The organism is Paraburkholderia sejongensis (genome assembly GCF_020880815.1).
GTDB lineage: Bacteria > Pseudomonadota > Gammaproteobacteria > Burkholderiales > Burkholderiaceae > Paraburkholderia > Paraburkholderia sejongensis.
Genome location: NZ_JAJITD010000011.1, coordinates 66619 through 82257 on the forward strand (window position 1 = coordinate 66619; position 15639 = coordinate 82257).

The 15639-nt window shown below is 66.7% G+C and carries 14 protein-coding genes; 4 read left to right on the forward strand and 10 right to left on the reverse strand.

Annotated elements, in window-relative coordinates:
• Positions 1 to 46: 46 nt before the first annotated feature.
• Together LJ656_RS21785 and LJ656_RS21790 are read right to left on the reverse strand one after the other, a co-directional pair.
• Complete coding sequence (locus LJ656_RS21785; protein ID WP_268998720.1) at positions 47 to 1411, reverse strand: sigma-54 dependent transcriptional regulator; 1365 nt, start codon at positions 1409 to 1411, stop codon at positions 47 to 49.
• Between the two features lie 389 nt (positions 1412 to 1800).
• On the reverse strand, positions 1801 to 2976 hold the full coding sequence (locus tag LJ656_RS21790; protein ID WP_230511446.1) for an epoxide hydrolase family protein: 1176 nt from the start codon (positions 2974 to 2976) through the stop codon (positions 1801 to 1803).
• Positions 2977 to 3117: 141 nt separating this feature from the next.
• On the opposite strand from LJ656_RS21790, the gene surE reads away from it, so the two are divergent.
• Complete coding sequence (gene surE, locus LJ656_RS21795) at positions 3118 to 3897, forward strand: 5'/3'-nucleotidase SurE (protein ID WP_230511449.1); 780 nt, start codon at positions 3118 to 3120, stop codon at positions 3895 to 3897.
• Between the two features lie 6 nt (positions 3898 to 3903).
• Here surE and LJ656_RS21800 read toward each other — a convergent pair whose 3' ends face one another.
• Positions 3904 to 4530 carry a DUF4148 domain-containing protein gene (locus LJ656_RS21800; RefSeq protein WP_230511450.1) on the reverse strand — a complete coding sequence of 209 codons (627 nt, stop codon included), beginning with the start codon at positions 4528 to 4530 and terminating at the stop codon, positions 3904 to 3906.
• A 389-nt stretch (positions 4531 to 4919) separates the two neighbouring features.
• Between LJ656_RS21800 and LJ656_RS21805 the strand changes: the two genes are divergently transcribed.
• Entirely contained in the window at positions 4920 to 7214 is a 2295-nt protein-coding gene (locus tag LJ656_RS21805) for a PA14 domain-containing protein (RefSeq protein WP_230511452.1), read from the forward strand.
• A gap of 117 nt (positions 7215 to 7331) precedes the next feature.
• Here LJ656_RS21805 and LJ656_RS21810 read toward each other — a convergent pair whose 3' ends face one another.
• The 5 genes from LJ656_RS21810 to LJ656_RS21830 form a co-directional block, all read right to left on the reverse strand.
• Positions 7332 to 7967: a carbonic anhydrase gene (locus tag LJ656_RS21810; protein ID WP_230511454.1), complete on the reverse strand. Its 636-nt coding sequence runs from the start codon at positions 7965 to 7967 to the stop codon at positions 7332 to 7334.
• Between the two features lie 314 nt (positions 7968 to 8281).
• Entirely contained in the window at positions 8282 to 8584 is a 303-nt protein-coding gene (locus LJ656_RS21815; protein WP_230511717.1) for a DUF4148 domain-containing protein, read from the reverse strand.
• 273 nt (positions 8585 to 8857) lie between these two features.
• The gene (locus LJ656_RS21820; protein ID WP_230511719.1) at positions 8858 to 9118 is read right to left on the reverse strand and encodes a DUF1488 family protein; all 261 of its coding nucleotides are present in this window, start codon (positions 9116 to 9118) and stop codon (positions 8858 to 8860) included.
• Positions 9119 to 9365: 247 nt separating this feature from the next.
• Entirely contained in the window at positions 9366 to 10514 is a 1149-nt protein-coding gene (locus tag LJ656_RS21825) for an alpha/beta hydrolase family protein (RefSeq protein ID WP_230511455.1), read from the reverse strand.
• A gap of 2 nt (positions 10515 to 10516) precedes the next feature.
• Positions 10517 to 11473: an AraC family transcriptional regulator gene (locus tag LJ656_RS21830; protein WP_230511457.1), complete on the reverse strand. Its 957-nt coding sequence runs from the start codon at positions 11471 to 11473 to the stop codon at positions 10517 to 10519.
• 233 nt (positions 11474 to 11706) lie between these two features.
• Between LJ656_RS21830 and LJ656_RS21835 the strand changes: the two genes are divergently transcribed.
• Positions 11707 to 12879 carry a TIGR03118 family protein gene (locus LJ656_RS21835; protein ID WP_230511458.1) on the forward strand — a complete coding sequence of 391 codons (1173 nt, stop codon included), beginning with the start codon at positions 11707 to 11709 and terminating at the stop codon, positions 12877 to 12879.
• A gap of 26 nt (positions 12880 to 12905) precedes the next feature.
• Here LJ656_RS21835 and LJ656_RS21840 read toward each other — a convergent pair whose 3' ends face one another.
• Entirely contained in the window at positions 12906 to 13550 is a 645-nt protein-coding gene (locus tag LJ656_RS21840) for a cysteine hydrolase family protein (protein ID WP_230511459.1), read from the reverse strand.
• A gap of 172 nt (positions 13551 to 13722) precedes the next feature.
• Between LJ656_RS21840 and LJ656_RS21845 the strand changes: the two genes are divergently transcribed.
• Positions 13723 to 14718, forward strand: a complete 996-nt coding sequence (locus LJ656_RS21845) for an aldo/keto reductase (RefSeq protein ID WP_230511460.1) — start codon at positions 13723 to 13725, stop codon at positions 14716 to 14718.
• Positions 14719 to 14900: 182 nt separating this feature from the next.
• Here LJ656_RS21845 and cobM read toward each other — a convergent pair whose 3' ends face one another.
• On the reverse strand, positions 14901 to 15632 hold the full coding sequence (cobM, locus tag LJ656_RS21850) for a precorrin-4 C(11)-methyltransferase (RefSeq protein WP_230511461.1): 732 nt from the start codon (positions 15630 to 15632) through the stop codon (positions 14901 to 14903).
• Between the last annotated feature and the right edge of the window lie 7 nt (positions 15633 to 15639).

Genomic DNA, 15639 nt, shown 5'->3' on the forward strand with positions numbered 1-15639 from the left:
TTTTTCGTCAGCCGGGGAGAACGCGGATGCGCACCGCCGCGCAGTCTCAATGCTGCACTTCGCTCTCTTCGCCGTAACGCATCCCGTGTGCGGCGATCAGCCGATACAGCGTCGCGCGCGAAACGCCGAGTTCGCGCGCGGCCTCGGCCGGGCGTCCGCGATGCCGCAACAGCGCGAGTTCGATCGCCTGGCGCTCCGCGGTTTCGCGCGCCTGCGCGAGCGTCGCGCTCGATCTGCGCGCATGCGCGGACAATTCGAGATCGTCGGCGGTGATCGAGCGACCTTCCGACATCACGATCGCGCGCCGCACCCGGTTGATCAGCTCGCGCACGTTGCCGGGCCAGTCGTAACCGTGCATCGCCATGATCGCGTCGGGCGAGAAGCCGTACAGCCGCCGGCTCGCATCCTTGCGAAAGCGTTCGAGCACGTACAGCGCGAGCAGTTCGATGTCCTTGCCGCGCGCGCGTAGCGGCGGCTCGTCGATGCGCAGCACGCACAGCCGGTGGTACAGATCGGAGCGAAAGCGCCCCGCTTCGATCGCGGCCTCGATGTCGACGTGGGTCGCGCAGATGATCCGCACGTCGACCGTGATCGAGCGTTGGCTGCCGAGCCGGTCGATGGTGTTTTCCTGCAGGAAGCGCAACAGACTCGCCTGGCTCTCGTACGGCAGATCGCCGATCTCGTCGAGAAACAGCGTGCCGCCGTGCGCGCTCTCGACCCGGCCGACGCGCCGCTGATTCGCGCCGGTAAACGCGCCGCGCTCGTGGCCGAACAGTTCCGACTGCAACAACGCCGGCGGAATCGCGCCGCAATTGATCGCGACGAACGGCGCATCGCGGCGCGCCGAACGCGCGTGAATAGCCGCCGCGGTCAGTTCCTTGCCGGTGCCCGACTCGCCGGAGATGAACACTGGCGCGTCGGTTGCCGCGACCTTGCGGATCGAGCGAAACAGCGCCAGCATCGCGTCGCAGGTGCCGATCATTTCCCCTTCGGCGCTCGACGCATCGACCAGCGTGGGCTCGCCGAGCGAGATCATCCCGCATGCGTGACCGACGGTATCGACGATCCGCATATTGGCCGCGGGCAGTGTGACGTAATCGAAGCAGTAATCGCGCACCAGCCGGCGCATGACGGGATCGTCCAGTTGCGGGGTCTCGGCCATTGCGACCCAACCGACATTCGGCAACCCGAGGCACGACTGTAACGCGTTGGCGTCGTGCGATTCGAGCACGCTGGCGAGATCGACGAGACCGCCAGCCGGCGCCCCGTCCTGCACTGCATGACGGATGTCGTGCGCCGAGTCGATAACCTCGATTGTCCAATCGCGTTGCCGGATATCGGCGAGCAGTTGCGCAGCGGGATCGCGCGTGAAATAGATCACGCGCCTCGGGTAGGCCTTTATTTTCTGCATTTTTTGCTCTCCTGCTGCGCGCCGAAGCCGCTTGCCTGCCGCGTCGTTGCGGCGGTCCGCGAGCGCGTATTCAGTCCGCCTCGCGGCGGGACCTTCGGCACGGAGCAGCTTTTTTTGGGGTGGCGCACAGGCCGACAACGGCCCGATGTATGACGCATGACGAATCGATCATACGTGGCGTTGTCGAGCCTTCCGCACGTTCTGACGATATTTGATCTTTAGTTTGGCCATGGGTATCGCGGTCTGTCGCGGGCCGTTTTCGCGCGTGCCGGCGCCCCGCCACCGATTTGACATTTATCAAACCGTAACCGTCGCGGGTACATATTCGGGCGTACCTGTAGGCGCTTTTGTAACCGTCGCGGTACTCGCCCGACGCTACTTCACGCGACTCACTGCACGTTCGCCCGCAACGGCCTGAAGAAGCGGCGAATCTCGGCGGCCAGCAACGCCGGCTGTTCGAGCGCAGCGAAGTGGCCGCCCTGGGCCATCTCGCTCCATTGCACGACGTTGAAGGTCCGTTCGAGCCAACTGCGCGGCGGATGATTGATCTCGTGCGGAAAGCGCGCGAAGCCGACCGGGGTATCGATGCGCTGGCCGGCGGCGAAACGCATCGGCTGCAGACGGTTCTCCCAATACATCTGCATCGCCGGACCGATGCACTGCGTAAACCAGTACAACGAAATATTGGTCAGCAACTCGTCCTTCGTGAACACGCGTTCGATTTCGCCGCCGCAATCGCTCCACGCGCGAAACTTCTCGCCGATCCACGCGGCAAGCCCGAGCGGCGAATCGTTCAGCGCGGCGGCGACGGTCAACGGTTTGGTGCTGTGCAGATGCGCGTAGCCGCCTTCGAGCGCGGCCCAGTCGTTCTTTTCGCGCAGATAGTCGTGCTCGGCCGGTGTCAGCGGCTGGCGGGCCGCATCGATTGCCGGCTCGTACGAACTGGGCAGGAAGTTCAGGTGCACGCCGTCGACCGCATGCGGATGACGCGCGGCCAGCGCGATCGATACGCCCGCACCGAGATCGCCGCCCTGCGCGCCGAACCGCCGGTAGCCGAGGCCGCGCATCAGCGCCGCCCACAGATCCGCGACCTGAAACGCGGACATCCCCGCTTGCGCGGGCGCCGGCGAAAACGTGAAGCCAGGCAGCGACGGCGTGACGACGTCGAATGCATCGGCGGGATCGGCGCCGCATGCGGCCGGGTCACACAGCTCGTCGAGCAGCGCGCGAAACTCGCAGAACGAGCCGGGCCATCCATGCGTGATCACCAGCGGATAAGGTTTGAAGCCCGGTACGTTGCCGGCGCCGCGCCGATGCACGAAGTGCACGGTCTGGCCGTTCACGTCGGCGAGAAATTGCGGCAACTGGTTCAGCCTGCGTTCGACCTCGCGCCAGTCGAACTGGTCGGCCCAATAGGCGGCGAGTTCGCCCAGCCAGCCGGGATCGGCGCCCTGCTGCCACGCGGGCGCGGGGGTGGCGGGCGCCCAGCGGGTCGCGCGCAGGCGGCGGCGCAGATCGTCAAGCTCGCGATCGGTGATGGCAATCTCAAACGGGTCTATCTGCATGGCGGCAAGTCCGGTAGGGATGGGCGCGAACGGTGAACGGCAGCGCGCAACGCCATCCTACCCGCGCCGGGCGAAAGCCCGATAATGAGCGTCCCACTTTTCATTTTCCGCTTGCCACTCACACGAAAGGAGATTGACGCGATGTCCGCTGCCGAATCCAAACTGCCGCGCGTGCTGCTGACCAACGACGACGGGATCGACGCGCCCGGCCTCGCCGTGCTCGAAGCGGTCGCCGCGCAAATCGCGCACGAAGTCTGGGTGGTCGCGCCCGAGCACGACCAGAGCGGCACCTCGCATTCGGTCAGCCTGCACTCGCCGCTGCGGGTGAGCCGCAAGGGCGAGCGCCGCTTTGGCGTGAGCGGCACGCCCGGCGATTGCGTGGTGATGGGCGTGCGCCATCTGCTGCGCGACGCGCCGCCTTCGCTGGTGCTGTCGGGCGTCAATCGCGGCGCCAATCTGGGCGTCGAAACGATGTTTTCGGGCACTGTCGGTGCGGCGATGACGGGGCTGCTGCTGGGGCTGCCGTCGTTCGCGCTGAGCCAGGCCTTCAGCGACCGCGAGCAGGTGCGCTGGGATACCGCGCGCACGCTCGCACCCGGCGTGATCCGCCAGTTGCTGGCGATCGAGCACGCGGCGCCGACCTGTCTGAACATCAACTTCCCCGCTGTCGACGCGGCCGCCGCCGGCCCGCTTACGCTCACGCGGCAAGGGGTCGGGCTGGTCGAGGGGATCGACGTGGTGCCGCTGGTGGACCCGCGCGGCATCGACTATCACTGGCTGCGCTTTCAACGCGGCGCGCGCGTGGACGACCCCGACAGCGAAACCGCGGCGATCGCCGCGGGCCGGGTCGCGGTCACGCCGCTCGCGTTCGAGCGCACCGACGAGGCCACCTTCGCGCGGCTCGCGGCGGCGCTGCGCTAGGCGCGTTCATGGATGGTCGTAAAACGACTGGCCGGGCATCCCGCCGGGGCCCGGATTCGGATTGCCGAAAGCCGGCATGCTGCCGTCCTTGCGGGCGCGCGCCAGTTCGGCGACCACCTCCGCGCGGGTCTTCGGCCGATTGTTCGCGTACGCGGGGTGCGAGCGCTGACGATCGTTCAGCAGCCAAGCCTGGCTGAGCCCCGATACCGGACCGGACGGCGGCGCGGCCCGCAGCGGCCGCTTCGGAAAGCTCGACGCGCGTTTGACCTGCTCGCGCAGCGCCGCGCGGCTATCGCGCGACGGCGCGCTCTTCGCGGCCGGCGCCTGCAGCGAGCCGGCCGAGCGCTGCCCGAGCCCGGTCTCCGGCGGCGCCTGCAACGGCCCGGCGTGCACGCGCGGCTCGACCGGTTCCAACGGATTGATCGCGCTGACGTCGTTGCGCAGCGTGCTCCTGCGCTGCACGTGCGTGGTCTCGGCGGCGTCGTCGAGGCTGAGCACGCGGCCCGACGCGGCGGTGCCCCGGATGCTGTCGCCGGACAGCATCCGCAATTCGTCGCTCGACAGCCAGCCGCCGTCGGACTGCGTCACGTACGCGCCCAGTGCTAACGCACCGACCACGAGACCGGTAAGCACTGCGATTCTTTGTTCGCTATACAAGACTGACTCCCCCTTCTCCTGAGCCGACGAGCAAGCCCACACTCCCACTCAAAGTCTGACCAATCTACCGCCGTCGGTTTTCGCTTTATGCGTATCAAACGATGAATCGTCGGTTCCGAGCGTGGATGTGTCCGAAACTGACGGCCCGCGAACACAGCTTCGCAAAAATCGGACCCGCACCTCCGCCCTGCTCCTGTATGGGTCGCCCCAACAGTGCGGGTATTCACCGATACTGCGCGCGCGAACTAATAATATTATTCATGACGATTTCTTCGCCTCACCGAAACGCTGTCGCAGCGATCGGTGCAATGCGCTTTTAATAATAATTATGACCATCAATTAGACGGGGACCTCAGGAGATACAGGTGCGCAATTACTTTGTGCTGGCGACGCTCGCGATGCTGAGCGCGTGTGGGGGCAACGACGGGTCGAGCCCGGTCGCGTCCGCGAACAAGCAGGTCAACGCGGTCGATGCGACCGCCGCTTCAGCCGCCTCGGGCGCCGACGCGGCCGATATGAAAACCGAGTTCAAGCAGGCCGGAGCGCTGCCGCTCGGGATGAAAACGACCGCTCCGGCGGTCGTGATCGCCGATCCGACGCTGAACCTCGCGCCCTATACGCCGCCGGCCGCGCCCGCGCCGACCGCGACCACCACGCTGCAGTTCGGCGACTTCACCCCGTACCTCGCGCCCGGCTCGGCCAGCACCTGGCACGCGGGCGCGAGCCCGGCGACGATCGCGATCGACGCGCCGCCCGCCAACGGCACGGGCGCCGGCGACAAGGCCGTCGCGATGGCCAGCAGCTACGCGAGCGCGTCGTACGAGGCGGACGTGACCGTCAGCGATCCGGTCGGCACCGGCGCGGCCAACGCGGGCTTTATCGTGCGCACCACCAATCCGACCGCCGGCGGTCCGGACAGCCTGACCGGCTACTTCATCGGCCTCGACACCGGCACGCACACGGTCGTGGTCGGTCGTCAGAACAACAACTGGACCAACTTCATCCAGTATCCGGTCGCCTCGGTGGTCGGCGGCAGCACCCATCACCTCAAAGTGACGACCAGCGGCAACGCGATCCTCGTCGACCTGGACGGCCAACGCGTGATCAGCGTCAACGACGCGACCAACGCGCTGCCCGCGGTGTTCCAGAAAGGCAGCTTCGGGCTGCGCCGGTTCGGCGTCGGCGCGTCGTTCAGCAACATCAGGATCACTACCTATCCGACCGTGACCTCGCCCGCCTACGACTTCTCGAAGGTGGTCGGCGCGGTCTACGTGCCGTCGAACGCGGTCAACGCGATCGACTTCTGGCAGAACTACGACCCCGAGATCGTCAACCGCGAGCTGACCTACGCGCAGACCTACGGGATGAACACGATCGCCGTGTATCTGCACTACCTGACGTGGGCCAACGATCGCGTCGCATTCCTGAGCAAATTCGAAAACCTGCTGACGATCGCCGCGCGGCACGGCATCAAGGTCTCGCCGATCTTCTACGACGACTGCTGGGATCCGAATCCGCAGTACGGCCCGCAGGCCGCGCCGGTGTGGGGCGTGCATAACAGCCGCTGGGTGCAGTCGCCGGGCACGCCGGTCGAGCAGGCGTACTTCCAGCCGAGCGCCGCGAACTCCTCAATCACCTACAAGCAGAGCCTCGCGAGCTACATCACCGACTTCGTCGCGCCGCATCGCAACGACTCGCGCATCATCTTCTGGGAGACGATGAACGAGCCGGGCTGCAGCGGTAACGGCTCGCTGCGCAACACCCGCGCGGTGCTGATGAACGACGCGCGCATCGCGATCCTGAACGCGGGCGCGACGCAGCCGATCAACGCGCCGCAGGTGCAGGAAGACGAAGGCACGTACTTTTCGGACTTCTATGCGTTCCATCCGTACAACAACCCGTACACGGGTCCGGTGAACGGCAGCAGCATCAGCGCGTTGAACTCGGAAACGCTGCAGCGCGGCTTTACCGGCACCGCCGGTCAAACGATGCCCGGCATCGTCGCGAACTACGGCGGCAGCACCGGCTTCATCGTGTGGGAGCTGATGATCGGGCGCACCAATACGCGCTTCCACTGGGGGCAGGTGCCGGATGCGCCGGCTACCGTCGAACCGGCCACGCCGTTCCAGGGAACCATCTACCCGGACGGTCACCCGTGGCAGACCTCGGAGGTGCAGGCACTGACGGGCGGCTTCGACGTCAAGCTGCCGGTGCTGCAGGTCGCGTACTACAACGACCCGACCTTCGCGGCGGCGCCGGTGAAAACGTCGATTACACCGCTGATCGACTTCGATCTGAACACCGAGCGCGGCACCGATTCGCCCGACGCGTCGGCCGGCGTCAACGCAACCAACTACGGGGTGCGCTGGACCGGGGCGATCCAGGCGAGCGAGAACGGCAACTACACGTTCACGGTCAACAGCGATAACGTCGCGCGGGTCTGGATCGACGGCAACAAGGTGATCGACAAGACCTCGACCACGCAAGGCAGCGCATCCGCGAAGGTGAAGTTCAGCGCCAATCAGCGCTCGACGATCACGGTCGAATACGTGCACGGCACCGGCGCGGCGAGCATGCATCTGCTGTGGTCGAACCCGTCGGCGAGCGGCCCCAATTCGCTGCGGATCGTGCCGTCCGATTCGCTGGTGACGACCAACTGAGGGCAGGCGCCGGCCGTGCGGTGACGGCCGGTAAAAACAAACGCGGCGCCCGAATCATCGGTGCGCCGCGTTTTTTATTTTTCCGCGCCTGAAAAGCGCTTTGTCCTGCGTCAGCCGTTAGACGGCATAAATTTCCGGATTCTCCGCGAGCGGCAAAAACTTACCGGTCTGGCCGTCGAGCGCGAGCATCTCGCCGCTTTCGATGTTGAAGATCCAGCCATGCAGCCGCAGCGTTTTGTTCACCAGCCCGACCGCGACCGACGGATGCGTGCGGATGTTGCCGAGCTGCGCGATCACGTTGTCCTGCACCAGCGCGGCGAGCCGCTCCGCATCGGAGCAGTAGTGACGCGACGCGTTGATCGCCTTGGCCGCATCCGCGTGACGCAGCCAGCTCTGGACCGCCGGCATATGCTCGAGATTCGTGCAGGTCGAGATCGCGGTCATCGCGCCGCAGTTCGAGTGGCCGCAGATCACGATGTCGGTCACATTCAGCACTTTCACCGCATATTCGACGGTCGCCGACACGCCGCCCGGCTCCGGCCCATACGACGGCACGATGTTGCCCGCATTGCGGATCACGAACAGCGAGCCGGGCTCGGTCTGCGTCAGCAGCTCGGGCACCACGCGGCTGTCCGAACAGGTCACGAACAAGGTGCTGGGGCTCTGCGCGGTCGACAAACGCTTGAACAGCGCGCTTTGTTGCGGAAAGACCTCGCGTTGAAAGCGGATCAAACCTTCGATGATTTCCTGCACGATATGCTCCAGTAAAGCGAAGAGACGATTTGTTGGTTTGCCGCGACTATACCGCAGCCGTCCGCTTGCCGCGCGAATCATCGTGCTGGTGGTCGTGCTGATCGCGGCGTGCAACGTGCGGCCGGCGCGCTACGCGCGTCGATAAAAAAAACCCCGGCTGTTGCCAGCCGGGGCCAACTCTCTCGCTACACACCGGAAACGATGCGTGCACTGCCTACTGTACCGATGCGGGCGACGCGGATATAGACGCTGGCGTGGAAGAGTCCTTTCCAGCCGTATCCGCAGCAGCGCTCAGGCGCCGCTCCGCAGCGATCTCAGCGCGCGGCCGCGCCGCTGCCGTCCACCGCCGGGCCGCCCGCTTGCACCGATCCCGCGGCCGCGCCGCCATAAGCGCTAGCGGCGGCGCCATTGCGCGCGGCGATGCGGGCTTCGGCCTCCTGAATAGCTTCCGGATAGTGAGCCTGGTCGCCGTCGCCGACGTGATAGCCGTTACGTTCGAGCTGGATCAGTTCGGCGCGCACCTGCGCGCGGGTGATCGGCGCATTCGACTGGGCAAAAACGGAAACCGACGCTGCCAACGAGATGCCGATGACGGCGGCCTTGAATAAACACTTCATGATGAAACGATCTCCATAAATTGAGGGGTCCGCGGCGGCCGCCTGGCGCTTCCGATTCGCCGGGCCGCTGGTGACACTCAATATAGGCGCTGCTTTTCGATCGAATAACGGCTGTGCGTCGAACGCAATGTTCCCGATTCTGGAGAAGTGGATCAGGTGCGCGCTCTCGCGCCTCGCCACCGGCATCGCGGGAAGCCCGGCGCCAGCGCGCGGGGTTGCGGATCGGTGACGCGCGCGGCAGCCGTCGCCGCGCCGCGCGCCGGGTCGCGTCGACTAGTCCAGGTCGCGCGTTTCGAGTTCCACGGACTGCCCGCCATTACGTTCGAGCACCTTCTTCGTAGCATTTTCAATGCGCGCGCGGTTCGCCTCGAAGGTGCCCACCAGATTGTGGGCCGACGGGCTGCCGTTGCCGAAATGGTCGTTGAGCGCGTCGAGCGACACGCTGCACCATACGTCCTTCCCATCCACATTGGCCTCATAGGCGACGCGCGCCGCTGCCACCACCTCCCGGCGTCCGGTGAATTCGATTCTCATCATGGTCCTCCATGTGTCAAAGGGAATGTTCAATACGCAACGCGCGTGCCATCCCGAACGGACGCTTGCGGCCCGTCGCCCGGCCGGCGCGCATTCTTCACACGGTGATCCTGCACTTGGCTCCCCGCGGCCGCCACGCGCGACCGCGCCGCCGCGCCGCGGCAAGGTTTCCTCGGGCCGCCGTCGAACGCGTACAACACATCGATACTACGCTTTTCGCGACGCGCGGCGCGCAATCCGATCCGGACTACGAAGCACCCGGCGCCAGCGTCGCCGCGAAGAAATCGCCTACCTGTGCGGCGGTTTGCGCATGCACCGCGGCGCGCGCGACACCGGGGCCGTCCTTGCAAAGCATCGGCAGCCGCTCGACGGCCGCCGGTTCGCACACGTCCATGAACGTGTAGTGCGACGCGCCGGGCACCAGCGTAACCGGCGCGCGCGGGACCAGGCTCGCGATCCGCCTGATGTTCGTGTCGACGGGCGCGGTCTGGTCGGCCGAGCCCGCGAGCAGCGCAACCGGAATCGTCACAGCGGCGAAGCCGTCCGGGTCGAACGCTTCGCCGAGCGCGGGCGCGATCGCGAACACGGCCTTGATGCGCGGGTCGCGATACGAGTCGCCCGCACGCGCGCGCGAGGCCCTCGTTGCCGGCGACAACGCAGTGGGCGCGAGCGACGACGCGCCCGTGTCGTGCACCAGCCGCGCGGCTTCGGGCGGCATGCAGATGGCGTCGGCGGCCGGCGATGTGCAGAAGCGCTCGAACGCGGCCAGATCGGTGCGCGCGCCCGCCAGTTCGAGCACCGTGTAGCCTCCGAGCGAAAAGCCGAGCGCGCCGATCCGCGCCGGGTCGACACGCGGACCGAACTGCGGATCCGCGAGCATGCCGTCGAGGACTTCGCTGAGGTCGGTCGCGCGTTCCCACCACAGCGTGAAGCCGTCGCGCGTCAGCGGCTCCAGCGCGTTGTTGCCCAGATGCTCGACGCCGGCGACGATAAAACCGCGCGCGGCCAGCGCCCCCGCGAGCCAGTCGAGACTTTCCGCGCTGCCGCCGGTGCCGTGCGACAGCAGCACGAGCGGGTAGCGCGGGTGCGCGCTCGACAGCGGCGCGGAGGCGGCGACCGGATGGCCGACGAAGATCGGCCGGCCGGGCGGCCCGATGTCCTGACGCGTCTCGGGCTGGCTCGGGTCGGCCGGATACCAGATCCGCGTGATCAGCGCCTCGGTTTGCGCGCCGCGCCAGTCACGCGCGGCGGCGGGATGGAACACCCGGCTGGCGGCGCCGACGTGCCAGCCCGCGGGCGCGTCCGCCGCTGGCTGCGCCGCTGACGGCAGCGCTGAAAACGGCGCGAACAGCAACGACAACGCACACGAGAGCGCGGCACAGCGGCGACGGAACATGGTTAGTCCTTGCGGATAGGGATCAGCAGATCGGTGACGCAGGCCGGCTGCGCGCCGGGCTCGGGAGAGCTTCGATACAGTTCGAGCGCCGGCCGGCTGTCGCGCCGGTAGCCGCTGCGCGGCAGCCAGCCGGTGTAGAGCGCGCGGAAGGTCGGCGAGATCAGCGCATACGGGCCGATCAGCCGGTGCGCCGCGTACAGGCCGCCTTCGATGCGCAGCGATTGGATGGGGCCGTCGGCTGCGGGGCACGGGACATTCGCATCGTCCCGCGTCGCGACGATGCCCGCGCGATAGAGCAAGCTTCCGGGTCGCGTCGTGTCGCGCGCGCAGATGCCGATCCGTTGCGGCGCCAGCGGGAGCGCCGCGCAGCGCAGCATGGTCAGCAGCGCGCGGAAGGTCTGATCGATTGTCGCGACCGGGCCGTCATGGCGCATGCACAGCACCTCGAGCGGCGGCAGTTCGACGACTTCGACACCGGGCACCGCGCTGCCGCCAGTGCCGTCGTTCGCACCGCCCGCCGCGCTCCGATGACGAGCCGCCGCCCCATCCGCGAGCGCCGCGAGCGCCGCGCGCCGCCGCGCCGGCAATGGCGCCGCCGTCCCCGCCGGCGCCCCCAGTTGTCGCTGCCGCGCCCGGAACCCGCTCGGCGACACGCCGGCGAAATCGCGGAACGCGCGCGCGAACGCCTGCGCGCTGTCATAGCCGGCGTCGTGCGCAACCGCGGTCACCTGCGCGGCATCGGTCAGACGCTGCGCCGCTTGCGCGAGCCGCAAACGCTTCACGGTATCAACGGCGCTCTCGCCCATCATCGCGCGATAGATCCGGTGGAAGTGATACGGCGACAGATGCGCGAGCGCGGCGAGACTCTCGAGCGTGTGCGGCGCGCCGGGCTCGACCAGAATGGCCTCGACCACACGCGCGATACGGCGACGGTAATCACGTTCGGTGCTGGGCTTCATGATGACGCCAGGATAGCGGGATTGGGGCCGCGCGACGGTGCAGAACTTGCGCAGTTTAGCCCCGGCGGTACATCGCGCCCGGCTCCGCACGCCGGCCCGCGCGTCCGGCCGGCCGGAGCGTTCTCACGCGCTGCGCCGCGCAGGCGCACGCGAACTAAACCGTTCGGCGCGGGAATAAGCGGCGCGTCTTCCTCGTTCAATCAGCGTAACGGCTTTCGACGAGGAGTACGGCCATGAAGTCCCTGCTTGCCGGGTCCAGGGTTCTGACAGGCGCCGTGGCGATCGCGATTCTCGCGTCCTGCGGCGGTGGCGGCGACTCCAACAGTTCGGGCCCGCCCTCGCCGTCGATGTTCGGCGTCACGGCGCTCGTGTCGGACGGCGCAGTGCCCGCCGCGCACGTCGACGCGAACCTGAAAAATGCGTGGGGTGTGGCCTTCAATCCGAAAGGCTTCGTCTGGGTCGCGGACAACGGCACCGATGCCGCCACGCTGTATGACGGCAACGGCGTGCCGCAGACGCTGGTCGTCGCGATACCCGACGGCAAGAACGGCTCCGCGGCGCCGACCGGCGTCGTCTTCAATGGCAGTTCGGGCTTCACCGTCGCGAGGAACGGCAAATCCGGCGTCGCCGCGTTCATCTTCAGCGGCGAAGGCGGCACCATCACCGCGTGGGCGCCCGCGGTCGGACCGACCAACGCGTTCGTCATGTACGACGACGGCAGCGGCGGCGCCGTCTACAAAGGCCTCGCGCTCGCCGTGCTGAACGGCGCCAATTTCCTGTACGCAACCGACTTTCACAACAACAAGATCGACGTGTTCGACAGCACGTTCGCGAAGATCAACATGCCCGGCGGCTTCAAGGATCCGGCGCTGCCGGCCGGGTTCGCGCCGTTCGGCATCCAGACGATCGGCGCGAACCTGTACGTGACCTACGCGATGCAGGACACCGCCAAACACGACGATGTGGCCGGCGCGGGACTCGGCCTCGTCGACGTGTTCGACACCGCCGGTAATCTGAAGCAGCGCTTCGCGACCGGCGCCGCGCTCGATGCGCCGTGGGGCATCGCGCAGGCGCCCTCCGGCTTCGGCTCGATGAGCGGCGCGATCCTCGTTGGCAATTTCGGCGACGGCCGGATCAACGCGTTCAATGCATCGAACGGTCAATCGCTAGGGCCGCTGAACGGCAAGGACGGCAAGCCGCTGGTGGAGCCCGGCATATGGGGGATCGCGTTCGGCAACGGCCTGAGCAATCAGCCGGTCACTACGCTGTTTTTCGCGGCGGGTCCGAACGGCGAAGCCGATGGCCTGTACGGCAGGATCGATCTGCTGCCGGCGTCCAGCACGGCGACCAGCGGCGGTTCGGGTTCGGGCACCAGCAGCGGGGGCGGCGTGAGTATCGGGATGTAAGCGCGCCCGATGGCAAGGATGCCGAATCATGATGCGAGCAGCCGCAACGCCTGTTCTAGCGACAACACGATGCTGCGCGAATCGAATGCGGTCGCGAACAGATGGTCGTGGACCACCGGATCCGGGTCGTAACAGCAGTCCTTGACCGTGTACAGGCGGAAGTCCGCGTCGCTCGCGTACGACAGCGACGACAGCACCACGCCGGTCGACGCAATGCCGACCATGATCAGCGTATCGATCCCGCGCGCGCTAAGGCGTGCCTGCAGATCGGTGCCGAAGAATACGCTCGCGCGCTGCGCGGCGATCAACGGTTCGTCGGCGCGTTGCCCCAGCTCGGGCGCGGTACGGTCGTCGATAAACAGGCCGAGCCGCTTGATCCCCTGGCCGTTGCGGTTGAGCGGGCTGACTTCCGGATAGCCGGGACTGAAGCGCAGGTTGGCGAAATAGACGGCGACACCTTTCGCGCGGGCCGCGTCGCACAAGCGGCGGGTGTTGGCGAGCAACGCCGGCGCGACCGCCGGGAAGAGTCCGAGAATGTCGGTCTGGTAATGCATGACGAGCAGCGCGGTATGCGCCGGCCTGACAGGTGGGATTGGCGAGCCGATGTCGTGGATGCCGGTGCTGTCGCTAGCGTTATCGGCGATGCCTTCGGGACTTGCGTTGCCTGTCATTACGTCACCTTTGTGCGGGTTCACGTGTTGTGGTCGGAATGGCTGCTGCGAAGTGGTGCAGATCATACTGCAATGCATCGCGCGAGCTAAACTATGCGCGGTTCGCCGGCACCGCCGCATGGGCGGCACAGCGCCGGCGACGCACTTCGCACAACAGGAGACAGGCATTCAAATGACGCTTTCGACGAGAAAATTGGGACGTACCGGCTGGAATGTGTCCGAGATCGGTTTCGGCGCATGGGCTATCGGCGGCTCGTGGGGCGATGTCGCGGAAGACGACGCGAAGGCCGCGCTGAACGCCGCGCTCGATCGCGGCGTCACCTTCATCGACACCGCCGACGTCTACGGCGACGGCCGCTCGGAGCGCATCATCCGCGACGTGTTGCGGCAACGCGGCGGCGAGCGCCCGGTGGTCGCCACCAAGCTCGGGCGCCGGCTCGATCCGCACGTGACCAGCGGCTATCTGAACAAACGCGAACTGGCGGGTTTTATCGACCGTAGTCGCGAGAACCTGGGCGTCGATACACTCGATCTCGTGCAACTGCACTGCCCGCCGACCGAGGTGTATTACCGCCCGGAAGTATTCGATGCGATGGACGAGTTCGTCGCCGACGGCAAGATCCGCTACTACGGCGTGTCGGTCGAAAAGGTCGAGGAAGCGTTGAAGGCGATCGAATATCCGAACGTGGTGTCGGTGCAGATCATCTACAACATGTTCCGCCAACGCCCGGCCGATCTGTTTTTCAAGCAGGCGCGCGAGAAGAACATTGCGGTGATCGCGCGCGTGCCGCTCGCCAGCGGGATGCTGACCGGCAAGCTGTCGGCGCAGTCGACGTTCGCGGCGGACGACCATCGCGCATTCAATCGGCACGGCGAGGCGTTCGATGTCGGCGAGACGTTCTCGGGCGTGCCGTACGACGTCGCGTTGCAGGCGGTCGACAAACTGCGCGGGCTGGTTCCGGTGGATGCGTCGATGGCGCAACTGGCGCTGCGCTGGATTCTGATGGAAGAAGCGGTCTCGGTGATCATTCCGGGCAGCAAGAACGCGGCGCAGGCCGAGTCGAACGTCGCGGCGGCGAATCTCGCGCCGCTGTCCGATCACGTGATGCAGACGGTGCGCGAGGTTTATCGGCTGCATATTGCGCCGCATGTGCATCAGCGATGGTAATAACGTGGGCGGCTCATGCAGCTGCATGGCTTACGCCAGCAAGAAGGCCGGCAGTTGTCGGATTGCGTGAGTTGTCGCGGCGAGCCGGGGCTGGGTGCCGCGGCTCGCGGTTTTTTCTTATTCGGCGAAGACTTCCTGCAAGGTGCGCAGGGTGTGGGACAACAAATCTGCGCCTTTGAAGCTCATTCGGCCCCCTTCCGATACAACGTCGAATCCGCAAACCCCTCCGCCGCCAGCACCTGGCCCACCAGAATCAGCGCGGTCCGCTCGATCGCACTGCCCCGCACTTTCGCCACGATATCGTCGAGCGTGCCGGTGATCTTTTCCTCGTCCGGCCAGCTCGCGCGATAGACGACCGCGATCGGACATGCGCCGCCGTAATGCGGCCGCAGTTGCTCGACGATCCGCGCCAGATGCCGCACGCCCAGATGAATCGCCATCGACGCGCGATGCCGCGCCAGATCGCTTAGCTGCTCACCGTCGGGCATCGTCGTCTTGCTCGCGTAGCGCGTCAGAATCAGCGTCTGCGACACGTCGGGCAGCGTCAGCTCGCAACCGAGCGCCGCCGCGCAGGCGGCCGTCGCGGTCACGCCGGGCACGATTTCGTAAGGAATCCCCAACTCGCGCAGCCGCCGGATCTGCTCGCCGATCGCGCCATATAGCGACGGGTCGCCCGAATGCACGCGCGCGACGTGCTGCCCCTTCGCATGCGCGGCCGCCAGCAACTCGACGATCCGGTCGAGATCGAGTTCGGCGGTATTGACCACCAGCTCCGCGCTATGCCCTTCGAGCACCGCGGCCGGCACCAGCGAGCCCGCGTACAGAATCACCGGGCAACTGCGCACGAGGCGCTGCCCCTTCACCGTGATCAGCTCCGGGTCGCCCGGACCCGCGCCGATAAAAAACACCGTCATTCAGAAC